At 61.0% G+C, this 13,208-nt stretch carries 15 protein-coding genes; 8 read left to right on the forward strand and 7 right to left on the reverse strand.

Annotated features, from left to right (window positions below; translation table 11 throughout):
* Positions 1 to 154: 154 nt before the first annotated feature.
* From lptB to lptC, 3 genes are read right to left on the reverse strand one after another with little or no spacing between them, the layout of a single operon-like run.
* Positions 155 to 961, reverse strand: coding sequence for an LPS export ABC transporter ATP-binding protein (gene lptB, locus C5J24_RS09055; RefSeq protein ID WP_371412008.1), 807 nt, complete (start codon positions 959 to 961; stop codon positions 155 to 157).
* Between the two features lie 12 nt (positions 962 to 973).
* Positions 974 to 1,528, reverse strand: a complete 555-nt coding sequence (locus C5J24_RS09060; protein WP_046630413.1) for an LptA/OstA family protein — start codon at positions 1,526 to 1,528, stop codon at positions 974 to 976.
* 12 nt (positions 1,529 to 1,540) lie between these two features.
* Positions 1,541 to 2,209 (reverse strand): LPS export ABC transporter periplasmic protein LptC, encoded by a 669-nt coding sequence (gene lptC / locus C5J24_RS09065; RefSeq protein WP_105404210.1) that lies wholly within the window; start codon positions 2,207 to 2,209, stop codon positions 1,541 to 1,543.
* A gap of 207 nt (positions 2,210 to 2,416) precedes the next feature.
* Here lptC and sppA point away from each other — a divergent pair, with 207 nt between their 5' ends.
* The 3 genes from sppA to C5J24_RS09080 all read left to right on the forward strand — a co-directional run bounded on the left by sppA (position 2,417) and on the right by C5J24_RS09080 (position 4,136).
* Complete coding sequence (gene sppA / locus C5J24_RS09070; RefSeq protein WP_105417333.1) at positions 2,417 to 3,373, forward strand: signal peptide peptidase SppA; 957 nt, start codon at positions 2,417 to 2,419, stop codon at positions 3,371 to 3,373.
* 26 nt (positions 3,374 to 3,399) lie between these two features.
* Positions 3,400 to 3,699: an integration host factor subunit beta gene (locus tag C5J24_RS09075; protein WP_007759833.1), complete on the forward strand. Its 300-nt coding sequence runs from the start codon at positions 3,400 to 3,402 to the stop codon at positions 3,697 to 3,699.
* A gap of 101 nt (positions 3,700 to 3,800) precedes the next feature.
* On the forward strand, positions 3,801 to 4,136 hold the full coding sequence (locus C5J24_RS09080; protein ID WP_105417335.1) for a lipopolysaccharide assembly protein LapA domain-containing protein: 336 nt from the start codon (positions 3,801 to 3,803) through the stop codon (positions 4,134 to 4,136).
* Between the two features lie 16 nt (positions 4,137 to 4,152).
* On the opposite strand, the gene C5J24_RS09085 is transcribed toward C5J24_RS09080, so the two are convergent.
* On the reverse strand, positions 4,153 to 4,608 hold the full coding sequence (locus tag C5J24_RS09085; RefSeq protein WP_046630421.1) for a carbon monoxide dehydrogenase subunit G: 456 nt from the start codon (positions 4,606 to 4,608) through the stop codon (positions 4,153 to 4,155).
* 175 nt (positions 4,609 to 4,783) lie between these two features.
* Between C5J24_RS09085 and C5J24_RS09090 the strand changes: the two genes are divergently transcribed.
* The 5 genes from C5J24_RS09090 to C5J24_RS09110 all read left to right on the forward strand — a co-directional run bounded on the left by C5J24_RS09090 (position 4,784) and on the right by C5J24_RS09110 (position 10,046).
* Positions 4,784 to 5,893, forward strand: a complete 1,110-nt coding sequence (locus C5J24_RS09090; RefSeq protein ID WP_105417652.1) for a class I SAM-dependent methyltransferase — start codon at positions 4,784 to 4,786, stop codon at positions 5,891 to 5,893.
* Complete coding sequence (locus C5J24_RS09095) at positions 5,890 to 6,750, forward strand: RNA methyltransferase (protein WP_105417337.1); 861 nt, start codon at positions 5,890 to 5,892, stop codon at positions 6,748 to 6,750. Before C5J24_RS09090 ends, C5J24_RS09095 begins: the two co-directional genes overlap by 4 nt.
* Positions 6,747 to 7,238 carry a signal peptidase II gene (gene lspA, locus C5J24_RS09100; protein ID WP_105417339.1) on the forward strand — a complete coding sequence of 164 codons (492 nt, stop codon included), beginning with the start codon at positions 6,747 to 6,749 and terminating at the stop codon, positions 7,236 to 7,238. Before C5J24_RS09095 ends, lspA begins: the two co-directional genes overlap by 4 nt.
* A 54-nt stretch (positions 7,239 to 7,292) precedes the next feature.
* A complete protein-coding gene (locus C5J24_RS09105; protein ID WP_105417340.1) occupies positions 7,293 to 9,074 on the forward strand; it encodes a hybrid sensor histidine kinase/response regulator in 1,782 nt (593 codons plus the stop codon).
* 99 nt (positions 9,075 to 9,173) lie between these two features.
* Positions 9,174 to 10,046, forward strand: a complete 873-nt coding sequence (locus C5J24_RS09110; RefSeq protein ID WP_046667409.1) for a GNAT family N-acetyltransferase — start codon at positions 9,174 to 9,176, stop codon at positions 10,044 to 10,046.
* Here C5J24_RS09110 and C5J24_RS09115 read toward each other — a convergent pair.
* The 3 genes from C5J24_RS09115 to C5J24_RS09125 form a co-directional block, all read right to left on the reverse strand.
* A complete protein-coding gene (locus tag C5J24_RS09115) occupies positions 10,043 to 10,432 on the reverse strand; it encodes a type II toxin-antitoxin system VapC family toxin (protein ID WP_105417342.1) in 390 nt (129 codons plus the stop codon). The genes C5J24_RS09110 and C5J24_RS09115 overlap by 4 nt on opposite strands.
* A complete protein-coding gene (locus C5J24_RS09120) occupies positions 10,429 to 10,668 on the reverse strand; it encodes a type II toxin-antitoxin system Phd/YefM family antitoxin (protein ID WP_105417344.1) in 240 nt (79 codons plus the stop codon). The genes C5J24_RS09115 and C5J24_RS09120 overlap by 4 nt, the downstream gene beginning before the upstream one ends.
* Positions 10,669 to 10,734: 66 nt before the next feature.
* A complete protein-coding gene (locus C5J24_RS09125) occupies positions 10,735 to 13,032 on the reverse strand; it encodes an NADP-dependent malic enzyme (protein WP_105404200.1) in 2,298 nt (765 codons plus the stop codon).
* Positions 13,033 to 13,208: the final 176 nt, after the last annotated feature.

The raw sequence follows: 13,208 nt of genomic DNA on the forward strand, positions 1-13,208 counted from the left end.
CACCCGGTCATGGAGTGGTGGACGCTCGACTTCGCCGAGCCCCACAAGGCCAAATTTGCATCTGGCACAAGAATTGCTTTTTTGAAAGATTTGGTCAAGCGCTGCAGTGCGGGAAAGTAAATTTCTTTGTCACGCTGCAACGACCAATTCGCGCCTAGAGGCTGAATTTGTCACCGAGATAAAGACGGCGAACATCCGGGTTGTTGACGATATCGTCTGCCCGGCCATGCGTCAGTACTTCGCCCGCGTGGATGATGTAGGCCCGGTCGATCAGGCCCAGCGTTTCGCGGACGTTGTGATCCGTTATCAGAACGCCGATCCCACGCGCCGTCAAGTGGCGTACGAGGTTCTGAATGTCGGAGACCGAAATAGGATCGACGCCGGCAAAAGGTTCGTCGAGCAGCATGAAGGCCGGGTCGGTCGCAAGCGCCCGGGCGATTTCGAGGCGTCGGCGTTCGCCGCCGGAAAGCGCCACGGCCGCCGATTTCCGCAGCTGGCTGATGTGGAACTCTTCCAGCAGTTCGTCGAGCTTGCTCTCCCGCTTGTCCCTGTCGGGCTCGTGCACTTCCAGCACCGCGCGGATGTTTTCCTCGACGGTCAGGCCGCGGAAGATCGAGGCTTCCTGCGGCAGATACCCCACGCCTAGGCGGGCGCGGCGATACATCGGCATGTGGGTGACTTCGTTGCCGTTGATCGCGATCATGCCTTCGTCCACCGGCACCAGGCCGGTGATCATGTAGAAACAGGTCGTCTTGCCCGCGCCGTTCGGCCCGAGCAGCCCGACGGCCTCGCCGCGGCGCACGACCAGTGACACGCCGTTGACGACGCGACGGGTATCGTAGGTCTTCGAAAGACCATGCGCGACCAGCGTACCCTCGTAGCGCGCTTTATCGCGTACGACGAAGGGTTCGGGCGCGGACGGCTTCCTTGCCGACAGACTGGGGAGGAACGGTATTTTCACGTCAGATGTCTATTATTGCTTTGGTCGCGATTTCGGGTCGAGCAGGATTTCGACGCGCCCGCCACAGGCGTCGAGCTTGGCCTGGCCGGTTTCCATAAGTACGGTGAGTTTGCAACCCTTGAAGACGTTGGGGCCTTCGGAGAGCACGACCTGCTTGCCGGAAAGCACGAAGGTCTGGGATTTCATGTCGAACTCGCCCTTTTCGGCGGTCGCCTGCTGCGTTCCCGAGGTCAGGAATACCGTCTCGTCAAGGAAGATCTTGTCGATATTGGCGCTGCCCGAGGTCACCGAGCCACCTTCACCCGTATAAAGAACCGTCATCTTGCCGGCCTTCATCGTCGTCGTGCCCTGCACGACCTGGACGTTGCCGGTAAAATAGGCCTTCTTTTCCTGCTCCTTGATCTCGAGCTGGTCGCTCTGGATCTGGATCGGCTGGTCGCCGGAAAGCTTCAGGCCTTCCATCTGGCTGGTGGTGGTCTGGGCATGTGCGGTTGCTGCCAGACAGGAGATAAATCCTGCCGCGATCAGAACTGCGGTATTGCGTGTAAGAAGGCGGCGATTGATCATGACGGCCGGGCTCTACTTGCCTTGGTTGCGGATGGTGGCTGGATCGAGATGGAGGCGAACCTGGCCCTTGAAGGTGATGGTACGCCCCTTATCCGTTATCTTTAAAGACTCTGCAACAATAGAGCCTTCTTTCATGGAGATATCGACGTGCTCGGGTGATTCCATCACACCTGCGTTGATATCGAGGTGCGCGGACTTGAAGCGGGCGGTGATCCCGTTGCTCAGATTGACGTCGAACGGGGAGTTGAGATCGAGCATGTCGGTGCCGCGGTCGAAGTCGGCGACGGTCGCGGTCACCCGCGCGATCACGTCGTCGTTGACCGGAACGGCGGCCTTGACGTCCTCGAGCGTGATCATGTTCGAGTTCTGGATATCCTGCAGCGCGCGGTTGGCGGTCATCGAGTAGCTGATGCCGTCCTTGTTGCGGCCAGAGATCGCCGGCCGTTCCATGACGATCTTGCCGTTTTCGATCCGGGCGTTTTCAATCGAGAGGTTCTCCGGCAGATAGGCGCGGATGATCGAGACCCCGATGAAGGCAGCCGAAATCACGCCGGCCAGGATCGGCAGCAGTATCTTGAGTCTGCGCACGATGGCGGAATGCGCCAGCGCCGCCTGATAGGCATCCGGGCGCGGCTCCAGCGCCGACGTAAAGCCTGCCGTTTTTCGAATATGCTGCAGCATGAGTGCCGGATAGTTCCTTACTAGCCCATCTCCGTTCTCATCCCGGTTGTGCCGGATGGAGCGGTTGTGAGCTTTGCTTTGTCCGCCAATATGGTTTTGATTCAATCAACAAACAATAATGGGCAACATAAAAACGTGATGTGGTCTGCTGCAAAACACGCTAGAGAGCCTATTTAGCAACGGCGGTTCAGCTCGAAGGGTGATTTTATGGATCAAATGGCAATTGCGGACCGGCGTTCCCTGCGCCGCAAGCTGAGTTTCTGGCGGATCGTCGCACTTGTTTTCCTCGTCGGCATCGGGTTCGCGCTTTACCGTGTCGTTGCCGGCGACGGTGTCGGATCCGCGGTGCCGCATGTCGCCCGCATCCAAATCTCCGGCATGATCACGGATGATAAGGATCTGCTGGAGCGCCTCGACAAGATCGCCGAAAGCAACCAGGCCAAGGCGCTGATCGTCTCGATCTCTTCGCCGGGCGGGACGACCTATGGCGGCGAGCGCATCTTCAAGGCGATCCGGAAGGTTTCCGAAAAGAAGCCCGTCGTTTCCGATATCCGCACCTTGGCCGCCTCTGCTGGCTACATGGTCGCCATGGCTGGCGACCAGATCGTCGCGGGCGAAAGCTCGATCACCGGATCGATCGGGGTGATCTTCCAGTACCCGCAGATCGACGAGGTGATGAAGAAGATCGGCGTCTCTCTGCAGGAGATCAAGTCTGCCCCGCTGAAGGCCGAACCATCGCCCTTCCATCCGGCAAGCGAGGAAGCCAAGACAATGATCCGCAACATGGTCATGGACAGCTACGCCTGGTTCGTCGATCTTGTTGCCGATCGCCGCAAGCTGCCGCGCGACGAGGTTCTTAAGCTCGCGGACGGCACGATCTTCACCGGCCGCCAGGCGCTCAGCGCCAAGCTTGTCGACAAGCTGGGCGGCGAGGAGGACATCCGCGCCTATTTTGAATCGCGCGGCGTTTCCAAGGACCTGCCGGTCGTCGATTGGAAGGAGCGTAATTCCTCCTCGTCCTTCTGGTTGGCGAGCGCCGTCAGCGAGTTGTTCAAGCTCTCCGGTTTCGGCCAGGCAATCACTCCCGACGCCCTTCGCACCTTCGGCGCAGACAAGTTGTTTCTTGACGGTCTTGTCTCCGTTTGGCAGGTTGGGCGCGGTTGAAAATCTAAACTTTTCAGGGGGCAACCGTGATCAAGTCAGAACTGGTGCAGATCGTCGCGGCTCGCAATCCGCATCTCTACCACCGCGACGTCGAGAACATCGTGAATGCCGTGCTCGACGAGATCACAGATGCCCTGGCAGGCGGAAATCGTGTCGAACTGCGCGGCTTCGGCGCGTTTTCCGTGAAGAACCGTCCCTCCCGGTCCGGTCGCAATCCGCGCACCGGCGAGAGCGTTTTCGTCGAGGAGAAATGGGTTCCTTTCTTCAAGACAGGCAAGGAACTGCGCGAGCGCCTGAATCCGGGTCTTGACGACGAAGAGGATTGATCTTCCGGCGCGGCTTCCCGCCGCCCTTGAAACCCCATAAAGCGCGCCTATTCTGCAACAGAGGCTGGTAAACAGCATGCAGTCTGCTGCCGGAGAATCATATGGACAAGTTCAAAAAGATCGTCTCGCTCGTGGTCTTCGTGCCGCTCGGCATCGTGCTGATCGTGCTCGCAGTCGCAAACCGCCAGACAGTCACCCTGGCGCTCAATCCCTTCCGGCCGGAAGACGGCATGCTGGCGGTGAGCGCACCGTTTTTCCTGTTCCTGTTCCTGGCCTTGCTGATCGGGATGTTCATCGGCTCGTTCGTGACCTGGTGGAGTCAGGGCAAGCACCGCAAGCAGGCGCGCGTCGAAGCGCGCGAAGCGGTCCGGTGGCAGAACGAACACAAGGCCGTCGTCGCTGGACGGCCGGCCTCGGCGCAACTTCCTTCCAGGTAAATTAAGTCGAGCTGAATCAGGCTTGCGCGGCCTTGGCGACCACGGCCTTGTTGAAATCCGCGAAGAACTGGCCGGCGAGTTTCTGCGACGTGGAATCGATCAGCCGCGAGCCGAGCTGCGCGATCTTGCCACCCACCTGAGCCTTGGTGGAGTAGCGCAGCAGCGTATCGCTGCCGTCCTCGACTAGGGTGACGGTCGCGGAGCCCTTGGCAAAACCTGCGATGCCGCCCTTGCCCTCGCCCGATATCGTGTAGCTTTCCGGCGGGTTGATGTCGGAGAGTGTCACTTCGCCGGAGAAGTTCGCCGAAACCGGACCGACCTTCAGCTTGACGGTCGCGGAAAGCTCGGTCGGAGATTTCTGTTCGAGCGTCTGGCAACCCGGGATGCACTGGCGAAGGATTTCCGGGTCGTTCAACGCCGCCCAGACCACGTCGCGGGGTGCTGCAATACGTTCTTCGCCGCCCATATCCATGCGATGATCCTCCATCCGCCGTTGCTAGCCTTATTGCAAGGGTGGTGATCTTTGCCAAGGGGGACAAAAGGCGGACAGGCCGGGTCATCAATAAAACACGCCGCCATCGGCTCCCCGGCTTTGAAGAATGGCGAGCAAATGCTATCTGCTGCCGCAAGTCTCAAAATCCAGGCGGATGAACGTATTGAAGAACAAGGAAAGGCGGCCGGGTGAAAAAGCCCGGAGCGAGGCGGGCAACCGGTCCTCCCGCGGGCACGCCACCGCAAAACCGGCGGCAGTCAGGCAGGCCCCGCGGCCGCAGGAAAGGGCCGCCAAACCCGCGCCGGCCGCAGCACCGGCGGAAACCCGTCCGCTTTTGCCGCGCAGCGGCGAGCGGCCGCCCGAGCACGTGCCGATCATTCTCGAATCGACCGGTGCCGGTGCCTTTCACCTGATCGATAGCGGCAACGGGCTCAAACTCGAGCAATACGGCCCTTATCGCATCGTTCGGCCGGAAGCTCAGGCGCTGTGGCAGCCGTCTCTTCCTGCCCACATCTGGGAAAAGGCGGATGCGCTCTTCACCGGCGACACGGACGAGGACGGCATGGGCCGCTGGCGGTTTACCAAGGAAGCGCTTGGCGAAACCTGGCCGCTGTCGCTGCTCGGCACCGATTTTCTCGGCCGCTTCACGTCCTTCCGCCATGTCGGCGTCTTCCCGGAGCAGATCGTTCACTGGGAGTGGATGAAGAACCGCATCGAGGAGGCGAAGCGGCCGGTGAAGGTGCTGAACCTGTTCGGCTACACAGGCGTCGCATCGCTGGTCGCGGCGGCTGCCGGGGCGGAAGTCACCCATGTCGACGCCTCCAAGAAGGCGATCGGCTGGGCGCGGGAAAACCAGTCGCTCGCCCGCCTCGACAAGGCGCCGATCCGCTGGATCTGCGAGGATGCGATGAAGTTCATCCTGCGCGAGGAGCGTCGCGGCAACCGCTACGACATCATCCTTACCGATCCGCCGAAATTCGGCCGCGGCCCGAACGGCGAAGTCTGGCAGCTTTTCGATCATCTGCCGCTGATGCTCGACATCTGCCGCGAACTGTTGTCACCGAAGGCGATCGGCCTCGTGCTGACCGCTTATTCCATCCGCGCCAGCTTCTATTCCATCCATGAGCTGATGCGCGAGACGATGCGCGGCGCCGGCGGCGCCGTGGAATCGGGCGAGCTCGTTATCCGCGAGGCGGGGCTGGACGGCAAGACGCCGGGCCGCGCGCTTTCCACTTCCCTTTTCAGTCGCTGGGTGCCGGCATGAACGACGATTTTCAGAAGTCCGGACCACGGCGGGTCGGCCAGGTGAAGGAAGTTACCTCGCTTTCCAATCCGATCATCAAGGACATCAAGGCGCTGACCAACAAGAGGGACCGCGAAGAGAGCGGCACCTTCATGGCCGAAGGCCTGAAGCTCGTCATCGACGCGCTGGAGCTCGGCTGGGAAATCCGTACGCTGGTCTATGCCAAGGCGGCCAAGGGCAAGACGCTTGTCGAGCAGGTGGCGGCAAAGACGGTCGCCCATGGCGGGCTCGTGCTGGAAGTCAGCGAGAAGGTGCTCTCCTCGGTCACCCGCCGCGACAATCCGCAGATGGTCGTCGGCATTTTCGAACAGCGCTGGAAAAGGCTCGACGATCTGAGGCCGGGCAGGGACGAGACGCTGATCGCGCTCGACCGCGTGCGCGATCCCGGCAATCTCGGCACCATCATACGCACGGCCGACGCGGCAGGCGCGACCGGGGTCATCCTGGTCGGCGAATGCACCGACCCGTTTTCGCTGGAAACCGTGCGTGCCACCATGGGCTCGGTCTTCGCGGTACCGGTCGTCAAATGTTCGCCGGAAGATTTCCTGATCTGGCAGAAGCGCTCCGGCACCCAGGTCGTGGCGACTCATCTCGCCGGCGCCGTCGACTATCGCACCGTGGATTATTCGAAAAAGTCGGTCGTGCTGCTGATGGGCAACGAGCAGTCCGGCCTGCCAGATAATCTCGCCAGGGCTGCCGATCGCACCGTTCGCATTCCTCAGCAGGGCAGGGCGGACTCGCTCAACCTCGCCGTCGCGTCCGCCGTGATGCTCTTCGAGGCCCGCCGCCATCTGCTGACCCTGGACGAGAAGAAATGACCGCACGCGTAGCCCTTCTTTCGCGGCCTCTGGTGGCTCTGATCGTCATCGTCATCGCCGTCATTCTCGATCAGGTGGTGAAGATCGCCGTCGAGAATTATCTTCCGATGCAGGAGGCGGTTCCGCTTCTGCCGGTGCTTGCGCTCTACCGAACCTACAATCTCGGCGTCGCCTTCTCCCTGCTGTCCGGCATGGAGCGGGAATTCATCGTCGGCATGCGGGTGCTGATCGTCGCCTTCGTGCTCTGGCTCTGGCGCCGCACCCCGAAGGAGCGTCCTTTCGCCCACACCGGCTTCGCGTTGATCATCGCCGGCGCGATCGGCAACCTGATCGACGGCTTCGCCTATGGCCACGTGATCGATTACATCCTGTTCCACACCGAGACGTGGTCCTTCGCCGTCTTCAATCTGGCGGACAGTTTCATCACCATCGGGGCAGGCCTGGTCATCCTCGACGAGCTGTTCGGCCCGAAAAAGGCCGATCAGTAAAATTTTACCTGATTGCTCTAAGGATTGGGAAAGAAACCCGGTTAGTCTTTCCCAATGCGAGATATCGCCGACATACATGAACGGATCTCGAAGGCGTTCGCGTCTCCCGCCGCGGCCGATGTGGCCGAACCGGTGCCGGAAAAGGTCGTGCCCGCATTGGGATTGCGGCAGGATGAAGAAAAGAGGGCGCCGTGCAGCGTCTTTGCCGCGCTCTTTTCCCGAATATCCGAGTGGCGCCGCCAGCGCACGGTTCCCCGGCTCCAGCATGCGTTGAAGAATGCCGAGGCGGCAAGCGCCGCGAAATCCCGGCAGATCGCCACCGTCGTCCATGAAATCCGCACGCCGCTCAACGGCATTCTCGGCATGACCCATCTTCTCGGCCAGACCAAGCTGACGGCGGAACAGCAGAACTATTTGAGCGGCATTCGCCAGTCCGGTTATGCGCTGGCGCAGCTCGTCGAAGACCTGCTCGATTATTCGACGCTGGAAGCCGGCCGCTTCCGGCTCAACAACCGGGCGGAAAATCTCCGACACCTCATCGAAAACGTCGTCGAGATGCTGGCGCCGCGCGCCCACGAGAAACGCATCGAGATCGCCGCAACGATGACGGCCGATCTCCCCGATCTTCTCGATCTCGATCCGGGCCGCATCCGGCAAGTGCTTTTCAATGTTATCGGCAATGCGGTGAAATTCACCGCTCATGGCGGCGTGCTGGTGCGGGCGGCGGTCGAAGAAGGCAATGTCGCCATTGCCGTCATCGATACCGGTCCCGGCATGGCGGCCGACGAACTGACGCGGGTTTTCGGCGAATTCGAGCAGGCGGGCTCCGCCGAGGCCCGCAGCGGCGGCACCGGTCTCGGTCTCGGCATCGCATCGCGCATTCTGACGGAGTTCGGCGGATCGCTTTCCGTCGCCAGCCAGAGGGGGATCGGCAGCACGTTCACGATCCGATTCCCTCTGCATTTCGCGGAAACGGCGCAATCGGGTACCGGTGAACGCAACCAGTTGCTGGCCATGTCCCGGGTGCTGCTTCTGGCGCCGGAAGGACCTGCCGCCAAGGCGACGGTCGCGACGATCGAAACCCTTGGCGGCCGCTGCCGGCATGTCGCCAACACGGCCGACGCCCAGATGCTGATCGACCGCGCCGACACAGGCCTGCTGCCCTATACCGACCTGATCGTCGATCACCGGCTGGCCTCCGACTATGCAAATGAAAAGGCGCATGCGCCGCTCCACCGCATCCTGCTCGTCAATCCCGAGGAACGCGCTTCCCAGCCGCAGGATTTTTTCGACGCCTGGCTTATCCGGCCGCTCCGGGAAAAATCCCTGATCGACGTCTTGAGCGGCCGCCTGCGCGGCTTCGGCACACGCGACGCGCTGAATGACAACCAGGCCATGCCCCCGCCGCCCGTTATCGAAAGACATGGGGAAGGGCTCGAGGTGTTGCTCGGTGAGGACGATCCCGTCAATGCGCTGATCATCCGCTCGGTTCTTATAAAGGCCGGACACCGGGTCCGTCTCGTCGACGACTTCCCGACGCTGATCGAGACGGTACTCAACCGGGACATGCCGCTCGATCTCATCATTTCCGACATGTACATGCCCGGAGGAGATGTTTTCAATCTCCTGGCGGCGCTGCGTGCCGAGGAGCAGGAGGGCGCCCGCCCTCTGGTCCCGGTGATCGTGCTGACAGGCGAGAGCCGAGAAGCGACGCATCGCGAGGTGCTTCTGAATGGGGCCAGCCGCGTCTTCGCAAAGCCGGTCGATCCGCTGACGCTTCTGGAGGAGGTTCGAATTTTGGGAGTTCTCTCCACCGAGCGCCAACAGGCGCGTTGACGCGACCATCCCTGGAACCTATTGTGACAGCGAATGTCACGTTCTTGTCGCAGAGAAGTGATTTAAGGCGGTGATCAAACCGGGAAGGGGAGAATCACCTTGGCAATCGAACTCCTGAACCGTGAAGTGATACCTGAAACAACCCAGGCGCCGGCCTCTGCTCCGGTAAGCGGCGATGTCTTCGGCCGCATTGGCACGCTCGAAACGCGGCTTGCCCGCAGCGAGCGCGAAATCGATGCCGCGCAGGCGGTTCGCTACCGCGTCTTCGTCGAAGAAATGCACGCGACCTTGAGCCCGGACGCCATGCGCCGCCGCCGCGACGTCGATGCCTTTGATGCGATCTGCGACCACCTTCTGGTCGTCGACAACGCCATCGAGGGTGATATCGAAGATCAGATCGTCGGCACCTACCGTCTGCTCCGCCAGGAAGTGGCACTGGCCAATAACGGTTTCTATTCGGCGTCGGAATTCGACATCGAGCCGCTGCTTGCGCGTCATCCCGACAAACAGTTCATGGAGCTCGGCCGCTCCTGCGTGCTGCCGGACTATCGCACCAAGCGCACCGTCGAACTGCTCTGGCAGGGCAATTGGGCCTATTCGCTGAAGCACGGCATGAACGCGATGTTCGGCTGCGCGTCCTTCCCGGGCGTTTCGCCCGAAGAACACGCCATGGCGCTGTCTTTCCTGCATCACACGGTCTCGACCAAGGGCGATTGGGCGGTTTCGGCACTACCGGAACTCTATCGCTCGATGGACCTGATGCCGATGGAGGGCGTCAACACCCGCAAGGCACTCTCCCTGTTGCCGCCGCTGATCAAGGGATATCTGCGCCTCGGTGCAATGGTAGGCGACGGTGCGGTCATCGACCACGCATTCAACACCACCGACGTGCTGATCGTCCTGCCGATCGCCTCGATCTCGGACCGCTACATCACCCACTTCGGCGCCGACGCCGGACGGTTTGCGAGCTAACGGACAAGCCTTATGGGACCGTCGTATTGTGCGACGGTTTCATCCGAAGTCAGCAGCAGCATGCCTTCGGAAATACTCTGTGCGATGAGAATCCGGTCGAACGGATCCTTATGGATCGGAGGTAGGCTTTCCACAGCAAGAGCATGCTCGGTGCTCACCTGTAGTTCCTGAAATCCATTGTCGAGCAAAGCGCGATGTAAAACGCGCGGACTGATATTGAAACCACTACGATTGAGCGCTCGTTTGATAGTCAGCTCCCAGAGGCTGGCGGCACTGAAGAAAAGCTCATTTTCCTCATCTTCGATGATGGCACGCATTTCGTGGGTGAGCTTTGGTGCGTCGTCGGCGAACCAAGTGAGGATATGAGAATCCGGGAGAACTCTCATTTCCCGTAAAACATCTCTTCAATTTCCTTGGCGAACATTGTGTCGAAATCGTCAGGAACGGATGCGTAGCCTTTTAGAAAGCCGGCCCGTCGCTTCTTCTTCGGCGCTTCCTCCAGCGGCACGACCTTCACCATCGGCTTGCCGGCCTTGGCGATGACGAACGCTTCGCCGTTTGCCGCCTCTTCGACGAGGCGCGACAAATGCGTCTTGGCTTCATGGATGTTGACGGTTTTCACGAAGCAATTCTCCAAGTGGACTTAGTTCACTGAACTTAGTCCACTTGGGTCCCGTTTACAAGAAACTCACGTCCCGGCGTTATAGGCCGCGATCGCCGCCATGTTGACGATGTCGCTGTCCTTCGCACCCATCGAGGTGATCTGCACCGACTTGTCGAGACCGACAAGCAGTGGGCCGATCACCGTCGAAGCGCCGAGTTCCTGCAACATGCGGGTCGAGATCGAGGCGGAATGGATCGCCGGCATGACCAGCACGTTGGCTGTGCCCGAGAGCCGGCAGAACGGATATTGCTCCATCCGGTGCGAATTGAGCGCCACGTCCGCGCCCATTTCGCCGTCATATTCGAAATCCACGCGACGCTGGTCGAGAATCTTGACCGCCTCGCGAACCCGCTCCGACCGTTCGCCGATCGGCTGCCCGAACGTCGAATAGGCTACGAGTGCGACACGCGGCTCATACCCCATCCGCTTTGCAACGCGGGCGGCTTCGACGGCGATATCAGCAAGATCCTCGGCATTCGGCATGTCGTGGACAGCCGTGTCGGCGACGAAAATCGTCCGGCCGCGGGCGATCACCAGCGATACGCCGATTATCTTGTGCCCCGGCTTCGGATCGATGCAGCGGCGGACGTCCTGGAGCGCCGTCGCATAATTGCGGGTCGTGCCGGTCACCATCGCATCCGCGTCGCCGATGGCGACCATGGTCGCGGCGAAATGGTTGCGGTCGTTATGAATAAGGCGCTGGACATCGCGGTGGAGGAAGCCTTCGCGCTGCAGACGCGCATAAAGGTGGTCGATATAGGCATCGACACGATTGGAGAGGCGTGCATTGACGACCTCGATGCCGGGACGGTCGAGATCGATGCCGGCCTTTTCCGCCGTCGCGCGGATGACGTCGTCACGCCCGAGAAGGATGGCAGTGCCGAGCTTCTGGTTGGTGAAGGAAATCGCCGCACGCATGACCTGTTCTTCTTCGGCCTCGGCAAAGACAACCCGCTTCGGAAAGCGACGGACGCGCTCGTAGATGCCTTGTGTCGTCGCGGCGATCGGATCGCGGCGGGCGGAGAGTTCTGAGGCGTAGGCGGCAAGATCGGCGATGTTCTTGCGGGCGACGCCGCTTTCCATCGCCGCTTCGGCAACGGCGACCGGGATCGCCGAGATGAGGCGTGGATCGAACGGGACCGGGATGATGTATTGCGCGCCGAAACGGGGGCGGTTGCCCTGGTAGGCGGCGGCAACATCGTCGGGCACGTCTTCGCGGGCGAGATTGGCGAGCGCGTTGACGGCAGCGATCTTCATCGCGTCGTTGATCTGGCTGGCCCGCACATCGAGCGCGCCACGGAAGATATAGGGGAAGCCGAGCACGTTGTTGACCTGGTTCGGATAGTCCGAACGGCCGGTCGCCATGATTGCGTCGTCGCGGATGCGGGCGACTTCTTCCGGCGTGATTTCCGGATCGGGGTTGGCCATCGCGAAAATGATCGGCCTGTCGGCCATGGAGCGGATCATCTCTTCGGTAAAGGCGCCCTTCTGGGAAAGGCCCAACACGACATCCGCGTCCTTCATGGCCTCGGCGAGGGTCCGCTTGGCAGTGTTCACCGCGTGGGCGGACTTCCACTGGTTCATGCCTTCGGTGCGGCCCTGATAGATGACGCCCTTGGTGTCGCAGAGAATGATATTTTCCGAATTGAAGCCCATCGCCTTGATGAGTTCGACGCAGGCGATTGCCGCAGCACCGGCGCCGTTGCAGACGAGCTTGGTGGTCTTGAGGTCCCGGCCGGTCAGTTCCAGCGCATTGATCAGGCCGGCAGCGGCGATGATCGCGGTGCCGTGCTGGTCGTCATGGAAGACAGGGATGTCCATCAACTCGCGCAGGCGGCTCTCGATGATGAAACATTCCGGTGCCTTGATATCCTCGAGATTGATGCCGCCGAAAGAAGGGCCGAGGAACCGCACGCAGTTGATGAACTCGTCGACATTTTCCGTATCGACTTCAAGGTCGATGGAATCGACGTCGGCGAAGCGCTTGAACAGCACGGCCTTGCCTTCCATCACCGGCTTCGAGGCAAGCGCTCCGAGATTGCCGAGGCCGAGGATCGCCGTGCCGTTGGAGATGACGGCCACCATGTTGCCGCGCGTCGTGTAGTCATAGGCGGTTGCCGGGTTTGCGGCGATTGCCAGGACCGGCACGGCAACGCCTGGCGAATAGGCGAGCGACAGATCGCGCTGGGTGGCCATCGGCTTGGTGGGATTGATTTCGAGTTTACCCGGGCGGCCTTCCGAATGGAAATCGAGTGCTTCCTGTTCGGTCACGGAAGCCCGCGCACGTGCGGCCTTCCCCGTGGCCTTGTCCTTAGCAGGCATGTCTCCTCCAGCTTTTTGTGGGCAGCCGTCCTCTAGGCCGCGGCAGATGTTGTCTTTCAGGTGCCTTCATCGATAGTGTCGCAAGTTCCAGCGCGCAACAAAAAATCGGTTCCGTGACCCAGTTTGAAAGATTCCCCATCGAAGCCCTGAATACTGCCGAGCTCGCCTCGGAGGAA

Source organism: Neorhizobium sp. T25_27, assembly GCF_002968565.1.
Taxonomy (GTDB): Bacteria; Pseudomonadota; Alphaproteobacteria; order Rhizobiales; family Rhizobiaceae; genus Neorhizobium; species Neorhizobium tomejilense.

Coding starts and splice junctions, on each gene's coding strand:
- C5J24_RS09085 (WP_046630421.1), bottom strand. CDS start 4,608: ATGGATATGGGCGGCGAAGAACGTATTGCAGCACCCCGCGACGTGGTC.
- sppA (WP_105417333.1), top strand. CDS start 2,417: ATGGATCAAATGGCAATTGCGGACCGGCGTTCCCTGCGCCGCAAGCTG.
- C5J24_RS09095 (WP_105417337.1), top strand. CDS start 5,890: ATGAACGACGATTTTCAGAAGTCCGGACCACGGCGGGTCGGCCAGGTG.
- C5J24_RS09080 (WP_105417335.1), top strand. CDS start 3,801: ATGGACAAGTTCAAAAAGATCGTCTCGCTCGTGGTCTTCGTGCCGCTC.
- lptC (WP_105404210.1), bottom strand. CDS start 2,209: ATGCTGCAGCATATTCGAAAAACGGCAGGCTTTACGTCGGCGCTGGAG.
- C5J24_RS09060 (WP_046630413.1), bottom strand. CDS start 1,528: ATGATCAATCGCCGCCTTCTTACACGCAATACCGCAGTTCTGATCGCG.
- C5J24_RS09105 (WP_105417340.1), top strand. CDS start 7,293: ATGCGAGATATCGCCGACATACATGAACGGATCTCGAAGGCGTTCGCG.
- C5J24_RS09125 (WP_105404200.1), bottom strand. CDS start 13,032: ATGCCTGCTAAGGACAAGGCCACGGGGAAGGCCGCACGTGCGCGGGCT.
- C5J24_RS09115 (WP_105417342.1), bottom strand. CDS start 10,432: ATGAGAGTTCTCCCGGATTCTCATATCCTCACTTGGTTCGCCGACGAC.
- C5J24_RS09090 (WP_105417652.1), top strand. CDS start 4,784: ATGAACGTATTGAAGAACAAGGAAAGGCGGCCGGGTGAAAAAGCCCGG.
- lspA (WP_105417339.1), top strand. CDS start 6,747: ATGACCGCACGCGTAGCCCTTCTTTCGCGGCCTCTGGTGGCTCTGATC.